Source organism: Sphingopyxis selenitireducens, from assembly GCF_051550705.1.
Taxonomy (GTDB): domain Bacteria; phylum Pseudomonadota; class Alphaproteobacteria; order Sphingomonadales; family Sphingomonadaceae; genus Sphingopyxis.
The window spans coordinates 245743-268274 of the sequence record NZ_JBPULG010000005.1 but is presented as its reverse complement, the minus strand read 5'-3'; the positions used below and the strand labels follow the sequence as shown (position 1 = coordinate 268274).

General features: G+C 62.2%; 15 protein-coding genes. 10 read left to right on the top strand and 5 right to left on the bottom strand.

The genetic code is table 11. The features are described 5' to 3' along the window. Nucleotides 1-4: 4 nt before the first annotated feature. From ACSYDV_RS17315 to ACSYDV_RS17285, 7 genes are all read left to right on the top strand, one after another. Nucleotides 5-1585 carry an AMP-binding protein gene (locus ACSYDV_RS17315; RefSeq protein WP_438325070.1) on the top strand — a complete coding sequence of 527 codons (1581 nt, stop codon included), beginning with the start codon at nt 5-7 and terminating at the stop codon, nt 1583-1585. Nucleotides 1586-1640: 55 nt separating this feature from the next. After that, nucleotides 1641-2351 carry a TetR/AcrR family transcriptional regulator gene (locus ACSYDV_RS17310; RefSeq protein WP_438325069.1) on the top strand — a complete coding sequence of 237 codons (711 nt, stop codon included), beginning with the start codon at nt 1641-1643 and terminating at the stop codon, nt 2349-2351. Beyond that, on the top strand, nt 2348-3502 hold the full coding sequence (locus ACSYDV_RS17305) for a DUF3089 domain-containing protein (RefSeq protein ID WP_438325068.1): 1155 nt from the start codon (nt 2348-2350) through the stop codon (nt 3500-3502). The genes ACSYDV_RS17310 and ACSYDV_RS17305 overlap by 4 nt, the downstream gene beginning before the upstream one ends. 314 nt (nt 3503-3816) lie before the next feature. Further along, nucleotides 3817-6702, top strand: a complete 2886-nt coding sequence (locus ACSYDV_RS17300) for a TonB-dependent receptor (protein WP_438325067.1) — start codon at nt 3817-3819, stop codon at nt 6700-6702. Next, entirely contained in the window at nt 6689-8638 is a 1950-nt protein-coding gene (locus ACSYDV_RS17295; protein ID WP_438325066.1) for a PhoX family protein, read from the top strand. Before ACSYDV_RS17300 ends, ACSYDV_RS17295 begins: the two co-directional genes overlap by 14 nt. Nucleotides 8639-9023: 385 nt before the next feature. Further along, entirely contained in the window at nt 9024-10469 is a 1446-nt protein-coding gene (locus ACSYDV_RS17290; RefSeq protein WP_438325065.1) for a CYTH and CHAD domain-containing protein, read from the top strand. A gap of 18 nt (nt 10470-10487) precedes the next feature. Then, on the top strand, nt 10488-10886 hold the full coding sequence (locus tag ACSYDV_RS17285) for a barstar family protein (RefSeq protein WP_438325064.1): 399 nt from the start codon (nt 10488-10490) through the stop codon (nt 10884-10886). Nucleotides 10887-10935: 49 nt separating this feature from the next. Here the strand turns inward: ACSYDV_RS17285 and ACSYDV_RS17280 are convergent, their stop codons facing one another. From ACSYDV_RS17280 to ACSYDV_RS17260, 5 genes are all read right to left on the bottom strand, one after another. Then, complete coding sequence (locus tag ACSYDV_RS17280; protein ID WP_438325063.1) at nt 10936-11928, bottom strand: NHL repeat-containing protein; 993 nt, start codon at nt 11926-11928, stop codon at nt 10936-10938. 180 nt (nt 11929-12108) lie between these two features. Beyond that, nucleotides 12109-15171: a TonB-dependent receptor domain-containing protein gene (locus ACSYDV_RS17275; protein ID WP_438325062.1), complete on the bottom strand. Its 3063-nt coding sequence runs from the start codon at nt 15169-15171 to the stop codon at nt 12109-12111. 87 nt (nt 15172-15258) lie between these two features. Then, nucleotides 15259-16212 carry a FecR family protein gene (locus ACSYDV_RS17270; protein ID WP_438325061.1) on the bottom strand — a complete coding sequence of 318 codons (954 nt, stop codon included), beginning with the start codon at nt 16210-16212 and terminating at the stop codon, nt 15259-15261. Next, entirely contained in the window at nt 16190-16768 is a 579-nt protein-coding gene (locus ACSYDV_RS17265) for an RNA polymerase sigma factor (RefSeq protein WP_438325060.1), read from the bottom strand. The genes ACSYDV_RS17270 and ACSYDV_RS17265 overlap by 23 nt, the downstream gene beginning before the upstream one ends. A 62-nt stretch (nt 16769-16830) precedes the next feature. Continuing rightward, entirely contained in the window at nt 16831-17835 is a 1005-nt protein-coding gene (locus ACSYDV_RS17260) for an AraC family transcriptional regulator (RefSeq protein ID WP_438325059.1), read from the bottom strand. A gap of 119 nt (nt 17836-17954) precedes the next feature. Between ACSYDV_RS17260 and ACSYDV_RS17255 the strand changes: the two genes are divergently transcribed. From ACSYDV_RS17255 to ACSYDV_RS17245, 3 genes are read left to right on the top strand one after another with little or no spacing between them, the layout of a single operon-like run. Continuing rightward, nucleotides 17955-18434 carry a 2,4'-dihydroxyacetophenone dioxygenase family protein gene (locus ACSYDV_RS17255; protein WP_438325058.1) on the top strand — a complete coding sequence of 160 codons (480 nt, stop codon included), beginning with the start codon at nt 17955-17957 and terminating at the stop codon, nt 18432-18434. Between the two features lie 32 nt (nt 18435-18466). Then, nucleotides 18467-20833 carry a TonB-dependent receptor gene (locus tag ACSYDV_RS17250; RefSeq protein WP_438325057.1) on the top strand — a complete coding sequence of 789 codons (2367 nt, stop codon included), beginning with the start codon at nt 18467-18469 and terminating at the stop codon, nt 20831-20833. 46 nt (nt 20834-20879) lie between these two features. Then, on the top strand, nt 20880-22340 hold the full coding sequence (locus tag ACSYDV_RS17245) for a DUF1254 domain-containing protein (RefSeq protein WP_438325056.1): 1461 nt from the start codon (nt 20880-20882) through the stop codon (nt 22338-22340). Nucleotides 22341-22532: the final 192 nt, after the last annotated feature.

Below are 22532 nucleotides of genomic sequence, written 5' to 3'. Positions count from 1 at the left end.
CCCCGTGAATCCCGGCAATCCGCAACCCTATGCGCTGACGCTCGACAAATTTCTTTCCCACGCCGCGAAATGGCACGGGGCGCGCGAGGTCGTTACCGGCGCGGCGTCTGCGCGCACCAGCTATGCCCAGCTTGCGGCGCGCAGTAACCGCCTCTCCGGCGCGCTGCTGGCCCTCGGCCTGAACCCGGGCGACCATCTGGCGACGCTGGGATGGAATACGCAGGCGCATATGGAATGCTGGTACGCGGCGATGGGCGTCGGCATTGCGTGCCACACGCTCAATCCGCGACTGACAGCCGACCATCTTGTAAAGATGGTGCATCTGGCAGAGGCGCGCGTGCTGGCGGTGAGCAGCGGGCTTGCCCCGCTGGTCGAGGCGCTGGTGGCGCAGTGCCCGACGATCGCGCATGTCGTGCTGATGGACGACGGTCCTGCGAGCGATGCGGTGCCGGATGTCCGTGCGGCACGCCTGTGGCATCTGGACGACCTGCTCGCTGCGCATGGCGCGCCCGCCGAATGGGGCGAGTTCGACGAAAACATGCCGGCGGGCCTGTGCTTCACATCGGGAACGACGGGCGATCCCAAGGGCGTCACCTATACCCACCGCTCAAACTATCTTCATACCGCGCACCTGCTGCAGGCCGATGTGATGGGGCTGACCTGCGAGGATGTCGTGCTCGTCGCGGTGCCGATGTTCCATGCCAATGGCTGGGGCTTTCCCTTCGCTGCGCCGGCGGTCGGTGCAAAGACGGTGTTGCCCGGCCGGGATCAGGACGGTGCGAGCCTTGCGCGCCTGATCGCCGACGAGGGCGTGACGGTCGCAGCGGGCATTGCGACGGTGTGGCTGGGGCTGGTCGATCATCTTGACGCGACGGGCGGCCAGCTGCCGTCGCTGAAGCGGCTCTTGCTCGGCGGTTCGGCCGTGCCGCAGGCGCTGATGGACCGGCTCGAACAGCGGCTGGGCGTCGCGGTTCAGACGAGCTGGGGGATGACCGAATTGTCGCCACTGGGCGCGATGACGCCGGCGACCGCGAAGGCCCGGGTCGCCGCGAAATCGGGGCGTCCGCCGATGGGCGTCGACCTGTTGTTGACCGACGAAAAGGGTGTGGCGTTGGCCGACCAGCGCGGTGGCGAGGGGCGTTTGCGCGTGAAGGGCGGCAGCGTTGTCGAGCGCTATTTCGGTCAGGCAGAGAAGGCAACCGACGCTGGCGGCTGGTTCGATACGGGCGATCTTGCGACGATAGACGCCGACGGCAACCTCAGCATCACCGGCCGCGCCAAGGACCTGATCAAGTCGGGGGGCGAATGGATCAACCCCGCCGAAATCGAGGCGATCGTCGGCGGATTGCCCGAGGTGGCGCTGGCTGCGGTCGTCGGCCGCGCGCATGAAAAATGGGGCGAGCGGCCGGTGCTGATCGTCGAGCCGCGCGCCGGGGCGGAGGTCAGCGACGAGGCGTTGCTCGGTGCGCTGCGCGGCCGCGTGGCCAACTGGTGGCTGCCCGATGCGATCGTGAGGCTGGCGGCGATGCCGCTGGCGCTGACCGGAAAAATCGACAAAAAGCGATTGAGGGCCGAACATGGCTGAAACACTGACAATGCGACGTTCCAGAGGGCTTGTCCCGCGGGACCAAGGGAATGAAATGACCAAGCCGGAAAAGCAGGTGAAGCGTAGCAGGAAGCCGACCAAGGCCGACCAGCGCGCGGCAACGATGGAACAGATTTACGACGCCGCCGAGGAATTATTCTCGCAGCGTGGCCTCTATGGCGTGACGCTGAAGGAGGTCGCGGCACAGGTCGGCGTCCACCAGTCGCTCCTGCACTATTATTTCAAGGACAAGAAGGAACTGTTCGACGCGGTCATCGCGCGCCGCGCGCCGGTGACGATCGAGCGCCGGATGAAGGCGCTCGACGCCTATGAACGCGCGGTCGAAGGGCGGCCGACGGTCGAGGGCGCGCTGCGCGCCTATCTCGACACCGATCTTGAAACGCATGGCGAAGGCGGCATTGGCTGGCGCCATTATGGCCAGCTTGGCGCACAGATGAGCAACACCGCCGAATGGGGCGCCGAACTGATGGACACGCATTTCGATGCGGTCGTGCTGCGCCTGATCGGTATCCTCCAGCAGGCGATGCCCGACTGTCCGCGAGAGGATCTGTTCTGGGGCTATCATTTCGTCTCGGCCGGCCTGATGCTTACGCTTGGCCGCACCGGGCGCATCGACAAGCTGTCCGGCGGGCTCTGTCAGTCCGACGATTTCGACGCGGTCAGGGAGCGCATGGCGCGGTTCATGGCGGCGGGCTTCATCGCGACCTGCGAGGCGCGCCGCACGGCGCGGGGCGCCGGACAGTGAACGCGCCGATGGCGCCGAGCTGGCTGCGGGGGAAGCAGGGCAGGATTCGCAAGCGCTGGAAGATCGCCGTCACAGTCGTCGTGCTGCTCGCGCTGATGTCGCAATGCTCGATGACTCAGGGTCTGATCGAAAGCGGGCGCAAACCCGAACAATCCTTCGCAGCGACAAAGGCGCCGCCCGCGCCGGATTATCTGCGGCAGGCGGCGTGGTTCGCCTTTCCGGGGCGCAATGGCCCGGAGCGGTCGGTCCCGCCAGGTTTCGAGGCGATCGACGAGGCTGCGGCGCCCGCCGATGTGTTTTTCATCCATCCGACCATGTATCTGAAGAACGACGTCTGGAACGCGCCTTACGACGTGGATGGCGCGTATAACGGCCCGGTGCTGCTCGCGCAGCTTTCGGCCTTCAATGGCTGCTGCGCACTATATGCGCCGCATTACCGGCAGGCGTCGCTGCGCGGCCTGAGCGACGGCGACGCTGTCGCGCTCGCCTATTCCGACGTCGCGCGGGCGTTTCGATATTATGTCGAGCATCACAACAAGGGCCGGCCGTTCATCATCGCCTCGCACAGTCAGGGGACGGGGCACGCCGTTCGCCTGTTGCAGGAGGCGGTGATCGGTACTCCGTTACAGGACCGGCTGGTCGCGGCCTATACGATCGGCGCCTACACGCCCGCAAGTTTCGCATCGCTCGGCCTGCCGACCTGTACGAGCGCGCGCCAGACGGGCTGCGTGATTTCGTGGAACGCGAGCGAAAAGGGGCGCGACGCGGCCTCGATGCTGACGAAGAATGTCGATTTCTGGTGGCGGGGCAGGCGCGTCAAAAGCACCGCGCCGGCGATCTGTGTCAATCCGCTGACCTGGGACGAGACGGGTTCGGCGGGGGCAGCTGCCAACCTGGGCGCGCTGCCGTTCCCAGAGGCACCCTATCCCGAGCGGGCCGCGACGCTGGCGCCGCTTGAAAAGGGGCTGACGGGCGCGCGATGCGACGACATGTTGCTCGATGTGGAGATCGGATGGACATCGCCGTTCCGGGATTCCCTGAGCTGGCTCTATGGAAGCTATCACCGAAACGACTTTGGGCTCTTCTATGCGAATATCCGCGCCAATGCGGTCGACCGCGTCGCGCGCTGGAAGGCTCAGCACCCGGGCTGAGCCGCAAAGCGGCGCCGTTGGTCCGTGCGAAGATCATGCTCGGCTTCTGCGGCGGGGCGGCGCCCCTTTTCCCATTTCGACGTTGCGACGACCGAACCGCAACGCATCCAGCGTCGATGTAGCCATTCTGAAACAATGAACCGATAGCGGGCCGCTACAGCTTGCCGGCAACTTTCATTGCCCGGTCTCCGGACTTCCCATGGGTTGAAGTCGCGGTGTGGCCGAGTGAACCAGGGCTTAGAGGCTGCCATCCGTAATTGCGCACCGTCGCACAGTCAGCCCGCGTCGTCCCGATGCCGGGGAGGGAGAAGTTCATGCGTTCGAAATCGAGAGTTGCCATTGGTTTTACCGCCATGCTGTTGCGTGGAGGAGCCGTTCTGGCGTTGATGGCGCCCGCCGCACCAGCCTTCGCCCAGACTGCCGACAGCTCGCTGACGGGGACTGTATCGCAAACCGACAATGGCGCCATGCTGGGCGGCGCGACGGTACGGATCGTCGAGACCGGCCAGACCGCCTCGACGGACTCGCAAGGCGTCTATCATTTCGGAAACCTGCCCGCTGGCACTTACACGGTGGTTGTTGATTATCTAGGCTTTCCGCCGCAAAGCGAGCGCGTAAACGTCGGCGGCACGGCGGCGCGGCATGACGTGATGCTGGGTCAGGACGGCACGGCGATCGTGGTAACGGGCCAGCGCGCGGCGCAAGCCAAGGCGCTCAGCGAGCAGCGTTCGGCGGATAATACGCGTAACGTCGTGTCGGCGGATCAGGCTGGCAGATTTCCGGACTTCAACGCCGCCGAGGCGCTTCGCCGCGTCCCGGGCGTGTCGGTGCAACGCGAAGTCGATGCGGGCGAGGGGCGTTACATCTCGATCCGCGGTCTCGACAGCGGCCTTAACAATACCCAGTTCAACGGCATGAATGCGGCGCAGCCCGAAAAGGAAAATCGCCGGGTTCCGCTCGACATGATCCAGACGAGTGCATTGTCGTCGATCACCGTCCACAAGACTCTGCTTCCCGATCACGAAGCCGACGGGATCGGCGGCGCGGTGGTGCTCGAAACGGCGACGGCCTTTGATTATCGCAAGCCCGTCGCCGACTTTACCGTGAGCGGTTTCTATCACGATCTGGCGAACAAGGTGCAGCCGATGGTGCAGGGCACGCTCGCGACGAAGTTCGGCGCCGACGACCGGTTCGGGATCCTGGTTTCCGGCGCCTGGTCGAAGCGGAAAACGCGGGGCTTCGTCTTCTATCAGGACGAGGATTATCTGGCCCTGTCCGAGGATGATCCGGCGGCGGGCGTGACGCCGCTGCAATATCACCTCACGCGCTATGACAATGATCGCGAGAATATTTCGGCCAATCTCGCGCTCAACTGGGCCGTCAGCGACGCGACCCAGCTGGTGTTCAAGGCGAGCTTCAACCGGCTGTATGACAAGGAATTGAGCAACGCGCTCTATTTCGAGGGCGGTACCGACGAATATGACGGCGACGGCCAGCTGATCCTGACCGAGCCCGGGAGCGTCAACATCTTCAACCAGTATGAAGAGACCGAACTGACGCAGAACAGCTATGTGCTGAACGGAACCACGCGCGCGGGCGCCTTCACGCTGGAATATGGCGCAGGCTATTCCAATGCGAAACGCGAAGAGCCTTTCGACAACGAGGTCGCCTTCACGAAGGAACTGGACAGCAATCTGTTCGGCTATGACTTTTCCGGCCGTTTTCCACAACCGAACCTGAGCGCCGCCGATGTCGCCGCGATCGCCGACCCGGCGGGCTATGTCCTCGGCTATAATGATATCGATATCGATGATTCGAAAAACGAGCGCTATTCGGCACATATCGACGTCACATATGAACCGGCGGGCTCCTGGCTGCGGATGGTGAAGTTCGGACTGAAGGCCGAACGGTCGCGCCGTACCTTGTTCGAGGCCAATGTGATGGAGCTGACGGGCCCGCTGACCATGGAGGAATTCGGCGTCGGAAAGCTGGTCGACACCCGCGTCGTCGGCGCGCCCTATGCACCCTTCCTGTCGCTCAATCTCGCGAACCTCAAGGACTGGCGCAATTATTCGCAGGGCCTGATCGCGGCCAACCCCGGCGATTATGTGAACGAATATGTCGAGGACGAAGCGATCCCGCTCGACGGCGACAGCTATACCAGCGACGAAGATACCTACGCCGCCTATGTGATGGCGAAAGGCGTCTGGGGGAATGTCGAACTGATCGGCGGGGCGCGGCTCGACCATACGCGCGTGTCGTCGGACAATTATGAGGTGATCGAGCTGGAGGGCGCCGACCCCGTCTTCAACAAGATCAAGGGCAAGGCCCGATATACGAACATCCTGCCGCGGTTTCAGCTCAACTATCGTCCTTCGGACAATTTCGTTGTGCGCGGCGCATTCTACACCTCGATCGCGCGTCCCGAACCGCTTTATATCTCTGGCGCGACCGAGATTGAGGAAGCCGATGGCGAGGTCGATGTGACGATCGGCAATCCGGGCCTCAAGCCTGCCTATGCCTATAACTTCGACCTCAGCGTCGAACGCTATTTCGGATCGATCGGTCTGATTTCGGGCGGGGTGTTCTACAAGAAGATCAACAAATTCATCTTCAGCGGCATCGCGCCCGAAACCGAAGGTGACAAAGAGCGGTTCGAAAATGATCCGCGCCTGGTTGGCAAGGTGATCGACGATGTCACGACCTACACCAACGGCAAGAGCGCCGAAATCTATGGCCTCGAACTCAACCTTGTACGCCAGTTCACCGAATTGCCGGGCGCGCTTGGCGGACTTGGCATCTACGCGAACGCGACTTTCCAGCGCAGCAAGGCGGATGCAGGGATCGAGGGGCTTGAGAAGGGCGATTTCTTCAACGCGCCCGAAAAGATCGTCACCACGGCGCTGACCTATCAGAAATATGGGATCGAAGGCACGCTGGCGTATAGCTGGCGCGATCGTCAGGCGGTGCGCTTCTCCAGCTACAACGTCCGTATCGTTGAACAGGGCCACGGCTCGCTCGACGGCCAGCTCCGCTTTGCGGTCACGCCGCAGATCAAGCTGTTCGTCAACGCGGTCGATATCCTCAACAGCGGCAAGGACCCGATCGTCGACGAGCGTTATGGCAAGGGAAGCCGTTATCTGGAAAATGCGAGCTATACGGGGCGTACAGTGACGTTCGGTATCAATGCTTCCTTCTGATCCGGCCGAAAAACGCGAGCATCCCGCCCTTGTCCGCAACGACAAGGGCGGAGTGCGTCCTTATCGCCCGCGCAGCGCATCCCCGCCGATCACATCGTTGGTGGGACGGCGGCAGCTGCTGGCTGGCGCCGCGGGTCTCGCGCTGCTTCCGATGCCGGGGAGAGCGAGCTTCGCGCGTGCAGCCGAGCCGTCGCCGCCATTCGACTTCGCCGAGGTCCGGCTGACGCCGCTCCCGCACGATGTCCTGACGGAAGGCTATGCGCGGCAGATTCTCATACGCTGGGGCGATCCCTTGTTCGCCGATGCGCCCGAATTCGACTTTCGCGCGCAGAGCGCCAGCACCGCCCGGCGACAGTTCGGCTATAATAATGATTACACCGCCTTCATTCCGTTGACGCCCGGTGCGTCCGACCGCGGCATCCTGGCGGTCAATCACGAATATCCCATTCCTCATCTGATGTTTCCGGGGCTCGAGGCCGGAAGTGCGGCCGAAAAGATCACACGCGAGCAGGCGGATATCATGATGGCGTCGTGCGGCCTGTCGATCATCGAGGTGCGCCGCCGCGGCGACACCTGGGAGGTGGATCGGTCGAGCCGCTTCAGCCGCCGGATCACCGCCGATACGCCGGCCCGTATCTCGGGTCCGGTCGCCGGCCATCCAAAGATGCGGACCGCGGCGGACCCGACGGGGAAATGGGTGCTGGGCACCCATGACAATTGCAACGGCGGCATCACGCCATGGGGCACGATCCTGAGCTGTGAAGAGGGATCGGCCGATTTCTTTGCCGGCGATGTCGAGGCGCATCCCGATCGCGATCATCTGCACCGCAATCATTATGAAAGCGCGAGGCGTAGCCGTTATGGGTGGGAGCGGTTTCACGACCGTTTCGATTTCGATCGCACGCCCAACGAGCCCAACCGTTTCGAGTGGGTGGTCGAAATCGATCCCTTCACGCCCGACGCGCCGCCGGTAAAACGCACCGCGCTGGGGCGATTTGCCCACGAAGGCGCGCATTGCGCGCTGGCTGCCGACGGGCGGGTCGTTGTCTATCTGGGCGATGATTGGGAATTTGAATATTGCTACCGGTTCGTCACGCGGCGTGCCTTCGATCCCGACAATCGGGCCGCCAACCGCGACCTGCTGGACGAAGGGATATTGTCCGTCGCGCGCTTCGAAGCGGATGGGACGGTGCAGTGGCTGCCGCTGGTCTGGGGCAAGGGGCCGCTCACCGCCGCGAACGGGTTCGACAGTCAGGCCGACGTGCTGCTCCAGACGCGCCGAGCCGCCGACCTGCTGGGTGCGACGCCGATGGACTCGCCCGAAGGTTATGCGCCGGACCCGGTGAGCGGGCATGTCTTCATCGCGTTGACGGGGAATGAGGCGCGCGATAGCGAGCGGGTCAATCCCGCAAATCCGCGACCGAACAACGCGCATGGTCATATGCTCGAGATGCTGCCACCGCTGAAGCATGGCAAGCCGGACCATGGTGCCGAACGGTTCGACTGGCGCACATTCCTGTTGTGCGGCGATCCATCAGACCCTTCTGACGGTGCGACCTTTCCCCCCGCGACCAGCCGTGAGGGCTGGTTCGTCGAGCCCGACAATATCGGGTTTGATCCTGCCGGACGTCTGTGGGTTTGCAGCGACGGGCCGGGCATCCGGGGCCATGACGGCCTGTGGGCAATGAATGTCAGCGGACCGGAGGCGGGCCTGCCGCGTCTCTTTTATTCGGCGCCGGCGCAGGCGGAATGCTGCAGTCCGGCCTTTACGCCCGACGGTCGCAATCTCTTTCTGTCGATCCAGCATCCGTCGGAGCGGGCAAAGAATGTGGACACGGCCGTGACCTGCTGGCCCGATTTCGTCGACGGTGGTCCGCCGCGACCCGCGCTCATCGTCATTCGCCATGAGAAGGGCGGCCCTGTCGGCGGCGGGTAGCCGGGTTCAGAACATTGCTCCCGATTCTCCACCCGGCTTCGTAAAAATGCCCCGTCCCGTAAGGGACGAGGCAGTAGGGAGGAATTCCTTCGCAGGAAGGGGAGAAGCTGCCGAGCAAGGGACTGCAACGGCCGCCGCAGTCCCTAGAGACGGGCGGTGTTACGAGAAGATGACGAAGGCGATGTTTTCATAAAGTCGCTATGACGCGCGGACGAAGCCCTGTACCGCCACGCAACACAGGTCGCGGGCGCGGCCTGGCTCGCGTCACGTCCTTGTCATTTTGCCCCGTCATTCAGGCCTTGCGATCCATGTTACCGAGCCGACGGTGGGGAACGTTCGTCAATCCAGAGGATTTCCGACATTATAATATTTGCCCGGATGGACCATGGCTGACGAAATCGAACTGAAACTGGAGTTGTCGTCTGCCGATGCCGAGCGGATGCTGGGATCGAAGCTGTTCGCGGACGATGCGAAGACCGTAAAGCAAGTGGCGACCTATTTCGACACGGGCGATCATGCGGTTGCCAAAGCCGGACTCTCGCTTCGAATCCGTCGCACTGGCGATGTCCGCATCCAGACCATCAAGGCTGACGGGCCGAGTGCCGTGGGCCTTTTCGTGCGAACCGAATGGGAGCGATCGGTCGATAGCGATACTCCGCACCTCGATCATACGACCCCGCTGCCGATGATGCTGGGCGATGCCGTCGATCAGATCGCGCCGATCTTTGACGTGCGTGTCGAACGCCGCAAATGGATCATGGATGAGGAGGGGACGAGCATCGAGGTCGTGCTGGATCGCGGCGAAGTCGCCGCTGGCGACCACCTTGCCCCAATCTGCGAAATCGAGTTGGAACTGAAACTCGGCGATCCTGCCGCCCTGTTCGGCCTTGCCCGGCGGATCGACGCCATTGTGCCCGTCCGGCTTGGCGTCGTTACGAAATCGGAGCGCGGATATCGGCTGATCCCGGCGCCTCAGGCAAGTATCAAGGCTTTGACGATCGCGCTTCCATCCGACGGCAGCACCGCCGACGCCTTCAGGCATATCGTCCAATCCTGCATTCGCCAGTTCCGCCTGAACGAAGATTCGCTGTGCGAGACCCGCGATCCGAAGGCCCTGCATCAGGCGCGCGTTGCCATTCGCCGTCTGCGATCGGCATTTTCCATTTTCAAGCCGATGATCGGCGACACGGGGGCAGGGCTCGGGGAAGAACTGCGCTGGCTTGCCGCATGCCTTGGCGACGTTCGCGATCTGGACGTCCTGCTCAGCCGGGCGCCCTCCGGCGCATTGCACGAGCAAATAGCCGCTGCACGCGAGACCGCCTATGATGCGCTCTTCGATATTCTGGCTGGCGACCGGGCGCGCGCCATCATGCTCAACATCGTGCAATTCCTTGCCCAGAGCCGGTGGGTCGACGAAGATGGCTTCGGTGCGCAGCCCGCGCGCCTGTTCGCGACAACGGTCCTTGCGCGGCTGCGCCGCCGGATCAAGCGCAGGGGCAGGGCGATTGCGGGCAGCGATGACGAAGCACGTCACGATGTTCGCAAGGACGCCAAGAAGCTTCGTTATGCGTCCGAATTCTTTGGGTCGCTGTTCAGCCGGAAACGCGAGCAGCGACGGCAGAAGCGCTTTGTCGCTGCGTTGGAAGGACTTCAGGACCGACTGGGCACGCTCAACGATGTGGTTACAGCACGCGACGTGATGACCCGGCACGGATGGATCGGGCAAGCCGGCGCAGATGCTTTGCTTCCGAGCGATCGCGGCAGGAAAAAGCTGCTTCAGCAGGCCGACGACGCGTATGACGAACTGTTCGACACCAAAAGATTTTGGTGACGTGTCGCCCGGTCGATCATGAAAACCCGGAAAACGCTGACGATCGAAGGGGGCGCGGTTCACGACATCGCGACCTTTTATGATGAGATCAACCGCGTCTTCATGCTGAAAGAGGAATGGAAACTCGGCCAAAGTCTCGATGCTCTGGACGATCTTCTTTACGGCGGCTTCGGCGCGATCGAAGGACAGGAAGCGATCAAGCTTGTCTGGCGCGATATCGAGCGAAGCAAAGCTGCACTGGGTCACGATGCCACGCTGGACTTCTACCTCGCAAAGCTTGCGCGTCCCGAAATATTCGACCGGGCCTGGACCGAGAAGAAGATCGCCGATCTGGAAAGCGGGAATGGGGCCACCTATTTCGAGATCATCCTCGACATTATCTCAGGGCATCGAAATATCGAACTCCGGCCGGAGTAGCCGAGCAAAAGAGTGGCGCTCACTCAAGCTCAAGAGCATCCCTGTGCCGTCACCTGGCTTTTTCCAGACGAACCACGCCGCCAGGAGCGCAGGGTTCGGACGGCTGGAAATATGCGACATACAGCCCGCTATCATGCGCCGTCAGAAAATAGGGCACCACGGGGACGTCGGCTGAGGGAAGGCGATCGCTCAAATCCTCCCAGACGCCGCTTGAGAAGTCGCCCCACGACCGCCAGCGGATCAGTCTCGCGGGGGCGGTGTCGGCGCCCTTCGCATAGGACGGCGTGAAGAAGTTGGTTCCGTAATACCAGCCATCGAATTTTTCGACATCATTGAGGACCAGTCCGGTAAGGGAAAGCGCGCCAGCGGGGAAATCGCGATGAGGATTTTCCGGCGTGACGGCCGCATGCGAGCGCGGACTGCCAAATCGCGTATATTCCCGCTTGTCGAAGTCATCGATGCGCATGACTTCGCCGCGGCTTGAATGGATAAGATGCAGCTTGCCGTCGATCCATGACAGCGCACGGACGTAATTCATTTCGTCGGGACCAAATGACCAGACCTCGATCGGGCCTTCCAGGCTTTTGAAGCGGAACAGGTGGCGTCCCCCGTCGATGACATAGACGTCGCCCGTGCCGGGGTCGACGATCTCGTCATGCGGCCGGTTGAGTTTGATGCCCAGCAGTTCCGAGCGCGAGATTTCGCCCTTTCCGGAAAGGTCGTCGATCTGCACCAGCCGATGATTGTCTGTGTCGCCGATCAGCCAGCGACCGTCGGGAAGCTGAACGATCGAATGTGGTCCGCGGAGGTGAATCGGCAGCAGCGCCCATGGAGACTGGCCTTTGCGATAGAGCACGCCGCCGCCCGAGTTCAGCGTTGTTCCGGTAATCGTGGCCGTGTCGCCGAAGAAGCCGGCGGCGGTAACTCCGCACAGAGATCTGAACGCGGAGAGGCCCTCCAGTCCGCGTACCTCATCTTTGGCCAGCGCCAAGGATGGGACGGCGGACAAGAGGGCGGCGGCCACGAGAAGAAAGCGTCGCATTGTGTCGGAAGTCCTTTCCTTCAAGGCGTTTGAAACGCCCGCGCCGGTCAGCTGCGCTGTTCGGCGCCTTGATGATCGCCGCCCCTTTCCTCCGGAAGGAAGGAGAGGGGCGGTTCGTGATTGGTGGAATTTTGGGCCGTCGCGGTTGGCGGGTTCAGGCCTCCTCCGCGTCGCCCCGCGTCAGATCTTCAGGCGAACGGACCCGTAAAAATATCGTCCGACCTGATCGAAAATCGTACTCGCATAAGTTGCCGGAAAGCTGGGGGCCTTGACGCCCAGAACATTGTTTATGCCAATGCCCATCTGGTAATTTTCGGTAATGTCATAGTGCAACGCGATATTGTTGAGAACATATGCCGGAATTTTATACCGCTCATATTGCTCGTCGGACGGCGAGTTCACGTTGACGTTGGTTGCGCTTCTGAACTGCGTGTCCAGAGAGACGGCGAATTTCCCGATCTGATATGCCGCCAAGAGCGTGGCGCGGACGCGCGGATTGGCGCTGTCTCCATCGTAGCGGACATTGCCCGCGGCGATCCCCGGCGTAGACTCGAGCAAGTTCGAGATCAGATAGGTGCCCTTGAATGCCAGATTCAGCATTCCGGCGCCCAGCGGCTGGCGATAGTTGACGCCAAGGTCGACCCCGCGAGCTCGCTGACGGGAGGCGTTGATCAGGACGGACTTCACATAGTCGACGCTCTTGTCGTCAGGCCGGCGTACCACCGCGTTGCAGAACACATTGTCAATGGAGGGCAGGTCGACGCAAAGCTCGATCGTTTTGGTGTTGGAAAAGGATGCGATCACATTCTTGATGTCGATGTCCCAATAGTCGACCGTCATGTCCAGACCCCGAATGAAGCGGGGCTGGAAAATGGCGCCGAACGTCAGGCTGTTCGATACTTCGGGTTCCAGCTCGGGGTTGCCGCCACTGAGTATATAGGTGTCGAAGTTGAGCGGCAGCGGCGCGGGGATCCCGAGTGCGCGGCAATTCGCCGCGCGTGTCGGGGTAAGATTGTACCGCTGAACATCGCAGGCATCGGGGGTGGTGCCGGAACCCACCTGAGACTGCGGTGTGTAGAGTTCGGAAAAATTCGGCGCGCGGACGCTGCGCGAACGGACGCCGCGGAAAGTCAGACCTTCGACGGGCGACCATGTCACACCGCCTTTCCAGGCCTGGGTCCCGCCAAATGTGGAATAGTCGGAGTAACGATATGCGCCCTCGACTTCCAGATTTCGGATGAACGGGATATCCTTGAGCACCGGAATAACGATTTCGCCATAGGCTTCGGTTACATTCATGGACGCCAGGATGTTCGGATGGGGCGGCTCCGAACCGCTGGTGATCAGATGGGCCGCGGGATCATCCTTGGTGTCGATCGTTTCGCGGCGATGCTCTACACCAGCCGCGATGGAGGCCTCTCCATAAGGCAGAGAAAATAACTCGCCATTAATGTTGCCGCCGTAAACTTCCTGCGTATTGACCTTGATTTCGTGCCGGTCCCGCAGGAAATATTGATAGACGGCAGGATCGACCAGGCCGGTATCGAAAACGTTGAGCGGCAGGCAGCCAGCCGCCCGCGCCGCGGCATTTCGGCACATCGCGTTGCCGTTCGCGTCGGCAACGACATCGATCGCATTGATCCAGAGCGAGTAGGCGACATTGTTGCGGCTAATGGCATCGAGGCGCGCCTTGCCGTACTGCCAGAACAGCTGCCAGCGAAGATTGCTGCCCAAGCTGCCGCTGAGGTTTTGGGCGAAGGTGATATCCTCATGCTCGCGGTTGAGCACCTTGACCGGGATATTCCCATAGGCGCGGCGGACGCCGATTTGCGTCAGGTCGTTCGCGGTCATGAAATCCTTGACCGCCTGCGGCGTAAAGGGGTTTTCGAAATTGGCCTTGGGGACATTGGCGTCGCGACCGTCGGCCCGGTAAAAAAGCGAGTCCGATTGCCATTTCACATGCGCATAGGAAAAATTGGCGCCATATTCGATATCGTCGGTCAGCTGGTAACCGACACGCCCCATCATGGACGCGGTGCGCGTTCGGGCTTGAAACTGGCCGACGTCGATGAGCGAGCGGCCATCGCCGCCATCGCCATTCGATGTCTGTGCATACACCCACTGGTTATTATATTGCGCCCTGCGCAGGGCGCCATTTTCTATGTAAAACTCGGCATTGTTATAGTTGGCGTTGTTGATCCAGATGCTGGGCGTCCAGTCGAGATAAATATATCGGAAATTCCTGGAAATGATATTGTCCGCGATGCCGTCGTTTGGCCCGGTATCGGAAGGGTTTCTGACATAGGTCATCTGATTGCCGATGCCGATACGATCGCGGAAGTAGAAGGGATTGGTGCCCGAATATGTTCCTCCGATGATGAAGGAGCCGCGATCGCCGGCGAAGGTGCCGCCGGTCACGAGCGAAGCCATGAACCGGGTTGCATCGCCTTTCTCTGACACGCCGCCGGTCAGGCGCAAATCCAGGCCTTCGATGCTCTTCTTCGTGATGATGTTGACTGCGCCGGTGACTGCGTCGGCCCCGTAAACCGCTGCGGCGCCGCCCGTCACCACCTCAAACCGGTCGATCATCCCCACCGGGATCATATTGGGGTCCACGGCCGACGCCCCCGCCAGCACGGACACGCGCCGCTGACCGTCGACGAGCGTCAAGGTGCGGTTGATGCCGAGGTTGCGGAGGTTGAGCGCGCCCAGTCCCGTATCGGTGCCGGTGTTGCAGTCTACACAGCCAACGGAAGAGTCGAGGCCGTTGCCCAGCGCCGGGTCCCGTCGCAAGGCGTCATACGCATTGATGATCCCAAGGTCGAAAGCATCGTCCATCCTGGTGACGCTGACCGGCATGGGCGATTCCAGATCGGACCGGGAAATTCGCGATCCGGTGACGACGATATCGTCCCCGCCAGCGGCGGTTTCCGGCGCGTCAGCTCCGATAACGGCGGTGTTGCCATCGAAAGAGCGGGCGACGAGGCCCGTCCCCGCCAGCAGCGCGCTCAAGGCGGCGCGCGTGTCGAGCGTGGCTTTCACGGAATTGGTGGAGCGATTCCTGGCATCGCGGCTGGTCAAAAGTACCTGGATGCCCGCCTGGCGGGCGAACTCCTTGACCCCGCTGGCGGCGGGCTGCGCTCTTATGTTGAACGAGCGCATCTGGGCATGGGCTGCCGTGCTGCAGGAGATAGCTGCAATCAAGGCAATGCTGGTGGCCGAACGATTTATGTTGAAACGCATGATGTCCCCGCTTGTTGGTGTCAACAATAGAGACGGGTTTCATGATGACTTCCGTCAGAATCTAAATAATAAATTTTATGGTCATTTTTACTTCATTTTTATTACAATATTATTGTCAATATATTCGACCTTTGACCCGGTGGCGAGTGCCGCGGACTTTGCAAACTGTTCGGGGTCATCGGCTTCAAACAACCCGATGATCTTCACCTCGCCGATCGCGCGATCCGCAATGACGATCTGGGTGTGGTTGACCTGATTGAATTGCGCGGCCGCATCGGCAATGTTAACGTCGTCAAGATTGATTTGAGCCGTTTCCGCCGGCCGCGCGGTGCCGAGCGTGAGCGTGCCTCCGGCGCGAAGGAGGACCGCCTGATCCTTCTGACCGCGACTCCATACCAGAACGCTTCCTTCATCGACCCGCACAAAGGCTCCGCTCTCACCGACCCGGCGAACCGAATATATGGTACCGGTCGCCTGTGCGAAGACGTCGCCGGACTGCACGACGAAAGGATGGGCCGCGTCCTTGGCGACCTGGAATGCCGCCTCGCCATTCAACAGCATCACCTTGCGCGTGCCGTCGGTCAGTCCGAATTCGATCCGCGCGTTTTTGGCGAGCGTGGCGACCGAGCCGTCGGCAAGATTGAGGCGATGCGCCGCTTGCGTGCCGGGTTGAGGGCCAAAGGGTGACGATGTCATCGAGCCGAGGATCAACGCCACCGAAGCGGCGAGGGCGCCGCCGATGACGAACGCAAATCTGCGTCTTGGCGACGCCTCGGTCGTTGCGATGCCGAAGTCTTCATTGTCGTTGCTGCTGGCCGGCGGCATCGCGGCATGGTGGGCAAGGGGCGGATTGCGCGTCGATTCATCGATCGCAGCAAGGCCGGCGCACGCACGTAAATAGGCGCCGCGATGTCGCCGGTCTTCCGACAGCCAGGATTCGAGCGCGGCCGCCATTTCGGCAGACGGATCGCCGCCCGCTGTTCGTGCCGCCCATCGTGCCGCCTGCTCGTCTATCGGGTTATACGGAACCAAGCTTGCCAACCCGCGCATCCTCTTGCTCATTCGTTATTTCGTCATCGACATCTTGCTCGGCCATCAGGGCGAGTACACGCCGAATTCCGCGGACCATGCTGTTCTCCACGACATTCTCGCTTACGCCGAGCTGCCTGGCCGTTTCTTTTTGCGACAATCCTTCGATGCGGCGCAGTTCGATAACCCGCCTTACGGTCTCCGATAAACCGGAGAGCGCTCGGCCGACCCTGTCCAGTTCCTGTTTCCCTTCCATGCAGCGATCGACGGACGGACTCTCATCCCAGACTTCAAAAAAAGATGTTTCCGTCATCGGAGCGAAATTTTTTTTGCTGTCCTGCGCAGCATCGACGGCGGCCGCATGTGCGGTGCGGCGGAAATAGGCGAGCGGGTTCTCGATATGCTCTACCGATTTCAGCGAGGATAACCGGCAATAGGCTTCCTGAATCACGTCATCGGTGTTTATTGCGCCACGCCATCGGCGCGTCAGCCATGCCCGGACCCGCCCCTCATGCGGCAGAATCTCGCGCGCCACCCACCGTGGAATATTATCGGGAGATGTATCCATCCGGTCCAGCGCAGTCCTAGCATTGCCGTCGCTATCGTAACTGGTGCGAGCGTTGAGCCGACCTACGTGACGAACTGATGACGGATGCCGCGCAGGCGAAGCGTGCGGGGAGGGCAACCGTACCAGCGGCGGACGGCGCGGGAGAGTGCGCTTGTTTCGGAAAACAGAAGCGCTTCAGCAATCTGCGCGACGTTCAGGCGCGAGTCGGTGAGATAGGCAAGCGCAAGATCGGCGCGAACCGCATCGACGATTTTTTCGAAGCTGGTGTCTGCTGCGCCGAGCCTTCTTTGCAGGCTTCGGACCGAGGTGCCGAGCAGGGCCGCCGCTTCTCGCACGGTCAGCAGACGAGAGGGCAGGCTTGCCCGGACCAGACGCTCGGTATGGAGGGGCAAAAAATCGGTCCGCGCCAGTTGCTCGCTCCGGGTCGAAGCCGGGGGTGAAAGGACTTCGTCGGGTCGGCGCGGCAGCGCGAGCAATGCGGCGTCGAGCAGCATGGCATTTCGATCGGCGTTGAAGAGCAGGCGGGCGCCGAGCAGGCGATGATGCCAGCGCAGATTCGAAGGCGCCGCGTGCCTGAACGCCACATAGGGCGACTGCCATCCCGGACGGTGCCGCCTGATCTCGCGGACGAGGATATTGAAACCCAGTTCGACGACCTGGCGATGCGAGGGGTGGATGTCGGCGGACAGCTCGTAGGTAACGAGAAGGTCGTTCTCTTCATTCACGAGGCTGACGATCGCGCCTTGCGTATGGAACGGAAACAGTGCGGCGAGCTTGTGCAACAGATCGCCCACGGTGGTCGCCGTCTGGATGGACGGCCCGAGGGCGCCGAATAATCCCAGATCCTGATATTGCCCAAGCCGCAGTCCGAATGCCGGGCAGTTCAGCCTGTCGGAGGCCAGATCGAGGAGGCGTGGCACCGCTGCCGCTTCGATGGGCGTATCGGGCGCCTCCAGAATCCCGGGCGGCAGGCCCGCCTCTGCCGCGAGCGCGCCAAAGTCGCCGCCCAGTTCCGCGACCAGTTCGGGCACTCCCGCGAGCACACCGCCCCGAACCCATCTGCCCATCGCCGGTTTCATGCCGTTCAAAAACGCATTTTGGCGCGCAAAGTCAACTTTGGACGAAAGGGCCCGTTTAGGGGCGCCGGAAAGCCCGGCCCGGAGGCCGCGGTCAAGGGAGCGGGACCATGATGAATTTCGAGACGATCGACACCGGCATAATTCATGGCGACGACCTGCCCTGGACGCCTTTCGCGCCCTATAGCGACACCGTCGAGGTCAAGCTGATCAAGGCGGATCCGGTTCGCGGCGAGACGGTCACGCTGCTTCGCGCGCCGATGGGTACGGTGCTTCCGATGCATCATCATGGCGGCACGGTCATCGTCTACACGATCAGCGGCGCATGGCGATACGCCGAGCATGACTGGATCGCGACGCCCGGCAGCGTCGTTTATGAGACCGCTGGATCGCGGCATACGCCGATCACCGTCGAAGGCCATGGCGACGCGACGGTGACGCTCAACATTACGACCGGCGACCTCATCTATTTCGGCGACGACGGACAGATGGCAGCGATCGAGAATTGGCGAACCGCGGTCGACCGCTACCTCGCTTATTGCGCTGAGCAGGGCATCGAACCGCGCGACGTGACGCATTTCGGCGCTTGAGCGCCGACAATATCTATACAGGGAGAGACGGGTTGAGCCAGCTGATCAAGGGCGCACTTGCGCTCGGAACCGCGATTTACTTTTGCGCAGCGAGCACCGCTGCCGTGGCGCAGGAAAGCGCGGAGACTACGCCGGTCGATGACGGCGCGATCGTTGTGACCGCGCAGAAGCGCGGCGAGAATATCCAGGACGTGCCGGTCTCGATCGCGGCGTTCAGCGGCGAAACTCTGATCCGCTCCAATGTGATGAGCGTTCAGGATATTGGCCGTGTCGCGCCGAACTTCTCGACGACCAAGGGGGCGGTCGCTTCCTCGCTCAGGCTTAGCATCCGGGGCATCGGTGCGTTCGGCAACACCGCCACCGAACCCAGCGTCGCGACCTTCGTCGACGGCGTCTATGTTCCGCGCGCGGGTGCGATCATCGGATCTTTCATGGACATGGAAAGCGCCGAGGTGCTGCGCGGCCCGCAAGGCACTTTGTTCGGACGCAATGCGAGTGTGGGCGCGCTGTCGCTCCGCAGCGCGGCGCCGGCGCGCAACTTTTCGGCCCGGCTGACGGCCGAGGCGGGCAGCTATGATCGCTACAAGCTCGACGGCCATATCAATGTTCCGCTGTCCGATGATGTCGCCTTCCGTCTCGCCGGACAGGGGCAATGGTCCGACGGCGTCTGGCGCAACCGGCTCGACGGAAAGCGTTATGGCGCGCAGGATGATCATGCGCTGCGCGCGAGCCTGAAGGCGAATTTCGGAAGCATCGAATGGATCGTCCGGGCCGATTATGCGAAGTCGACCGGGGATGGCTTCGTCAACGCGGACTTCGATGCGGCATCGGTCAGTCCGCAGCAATTGGCGGGGCTTGCGGCACGGCTCGGCGGTGCGCTGCCCGATACCAATTTGGGCGACCGGATGATGAATCAGGTCGTAACCGGCGACCTCGACGACCGGCAATGGGGCCTGGTCAGTCAGGCATCGCTCGACCTCGCTGGCGGCACGCTGCGGCTTATCGACAGCTATCGCGACTGGAAGAACGACCAGCTGGACGGTGACATCACCTTCCTGCCCATTCCCATCGCATCACGCGTCAGCCGATTTCGCTCGAAGAGCCAGAACCACGAGCTGCAATATCTCTCGCCGACCGGCGAATGGCTGAACGGACGGCTCGATCTGGTGGCCGGGCTCTATTTCTATAAGGAAGATTATCGCATCGGCGAAACGCTCGACATGGGCGCGCAATATTGCAACGCACTGCTGCCCGCCGGCGCCCAGCGCACGGCCTGCAATTCCTATTTGTCGGCCACCGGCGGGCGCGGCGCGAGCGATCAGGTCGTGACCCAGGTCTCGCAAAGCTTCGCGGCATATGGGCAGGCGAATATCCGGCTGGCCGACCCGCTCACCCTCGTACTTGGCGGCCGCTGGACGAAGGACGAGAAGAAGGGCGCTTATGCGCAGACGATCGCCACCCCCTTCATTGCGGCGCTCCGCGCGTCCGAGGTGCTCGACCTGCCCGACCTTGATGACGATCGCTTCACATATCGCATCGGCCTGAACCTCGAGCCCATCGACGACGTGCTGATTTTCTCCAGCTATTCGACGGGCTACAAGTCCGGCGGGTATAACAGCGGGGCAGGGGCGCCATCGCTGACCATCTTCGGTCCGGACGGGGCGGTCGTATCGACCAAGCGGCTTTTCGACCGCGAGACGGTGAAAAATTACGAGGCCGGTATCAAGTCGCAGTGGCTGGATCGCAGCCTGACCGCGAACCTCACCTTCTACCGAATGGACATCGACGGCTATCAGGACCGGAGCTTCGACGGGACGAGCTTCATCGTCCGCAATGCCGGTTCGCTTCGCCATCAGGGGTTTGAGCTTGATCTCGCGCTTCGGCCGGTCCCGCGCTTTGCGGTCAATGCGTCGCTCGCCTATCTCGACAGTCGCTTCACCAGCTTTGCCGCCGGCAGCGGGCTGCCCGGGCTTCCGGCCGGGACGGTGCAGGACCTTAAAGGAACTCCCGCCAATTTCGCGCCCGCATGGACGGGGCGAGTGGGCGTCGACTGGCGCGGCGATGTCGGTCGCACCGGCTGGACGTGGGACTTCAGCGGCAATATTTCGTTCACTTCGGATTATCGCAACAGCGGGGTCACCGACAACAACCCGCAGACGATCGAGGACGGATATGCGCTGGTCGGCGCGCGGATGAGTTTCAGCTCGCCCGACGAGCGCTGGACGGTTGCCTTGTTCGGCAACAATCTGACGAACAAGGCCTATGCCTATGGGAGCTTCAATCAGGTTCTGGCGGCGCAGCTCGGCCTCAACAACGGCATTTTTCCGGGAAGCACGGCGATCCGGAAACTGCGCGCCGATCCGCGCACATTGGGCGTGTCCGTGACGACGCATTTCTGACATCAGGAGCGCCGCGATTTCGGCGGCGCAGGCAGGGAGAGTGACGATGGCTTCGATCTACAAGCGCTGCTTTGGCGCAGGACTCGCAGTGTCGGCGTTGGCGTTATCGGCGGTTCGCGCCGAGCCGGCGCCCGTGTCCACGGTCGATCCTACGCCCGCCGAGGCGCGCGCCATCGCGATGGACGCCTATGTCTACGGCTATTCGCTGATCACGAGCGAGGTGACGCGCGTCCAGATGAGCAATGTGGACAAGGTCGAAGGACTGCGCGCTCCGGCGGGGCAGTTTGTGCATGTAAAGCGCTATCCGCCCGCCGCCTATCGCGGCATTTCGGCGCCCAATGCCGACACGCTCTATTCGGTTGCCTGGCTCGATCTCGGCGATGAGCCGGTCGTCTTTTCGCATCCCGACATGGGGAACCGGTATTTCCTGTTTCCGATGTACAGCCTCTGGATGCCCGTGGTGGATTCGCCGGGTCGGCGTACCGCCGGGGGCGGGGCGCACACCTATCTGATTGCGGGCCCTAATTGGCGCGGCACGGTGCCTGAAGGCATGACCGAAATCCGTTCGCCGACACGGCACCTCGTCATCTTGGGGCGCACCTATGCCGACGGGAGCGAGGCGGATTATGCGAAGGTCCATGCGTTGCAGGCGCAATATCGCCTGACGCCGCTGTCGGCGCATGGAAAGCCCTATGTGGCCGTGGCGGCGCCGGTGAATTCGGCTCCGGGCTACAGCATGACTGACAAGCTGCAGACGGTCATCCTCGACATGGGGACAAAGGGCTATTTCGACCTCATGGCGCGGCTGATGTGCGAGGACGCGCGTCCCGGTCCGGAAGATGCGCCGATCTTGTCACAGATGGCGCGTATCGGGCTGGTGCCTTGCAAACCCTTCGACATCGACCGGCTCGATCCCGCAGCGCGCGCCGGGCTGGCCGATCTGCCGCAAGCCGCGCTCGCGAAGATCGAGGCGAACAAAGCGGTGATGGGCAAGCAAATCGGCGGCTGGACGATCTCAAAGGACCTTGGGCGTTACGGCGCCCAATATATGAAGCGCGCGGTTGTCGCGGCGTTCGGCTGGCCCGCGAATCTGCAGGAAGATGCGGTTTATCCCTACGCCGAAAAGGACAGCGAGGGCCGCCCGCTCGACGGCAGCAACAATTACACGCTGACCTTTGCAAAGGGGCAGCTGCCGCCGGTCGACGGCTTCTGGTCGCTGACCATGTATCAGGTCGATCGCGGCTGGTGGTTCGTCGACAATCCGCTGAACCGTTTCACGATCAGCCAGCGCGATGCCCTACGATATAATTCCGACGGTTCGCTGACGCTCTATTTGCAGCACGGCTCGCCCGGAAAGGATCGCGAGGCGAACTGGCTGCCGGCGCCGAAGGGGGCTTTCGTGCCGATGCTTCGGATGTTTCAGCCGAAGACCGCGGCGCCGTCGGTGATCGATGAAAGCTGGCAGCCGCCGGCGATCGTCGAGTCGGGATCGGGGCAGCCTCTCTGAGCCGCGCAGGGATTCCGGCCCCGACTGCCGGAAGCCGTCCGGGACCCCGGCCATCGCGGCCCGACGTCGCGACCATTGACAAATTTCCATTCGGTATGATTATAGCCAGAATTGAAAATATTTCTGATTGTGAAATATGATGTTCGGGCCATGAGGGATCGCAATGGAAAGGCGAACGCAAATTGCGCGTGT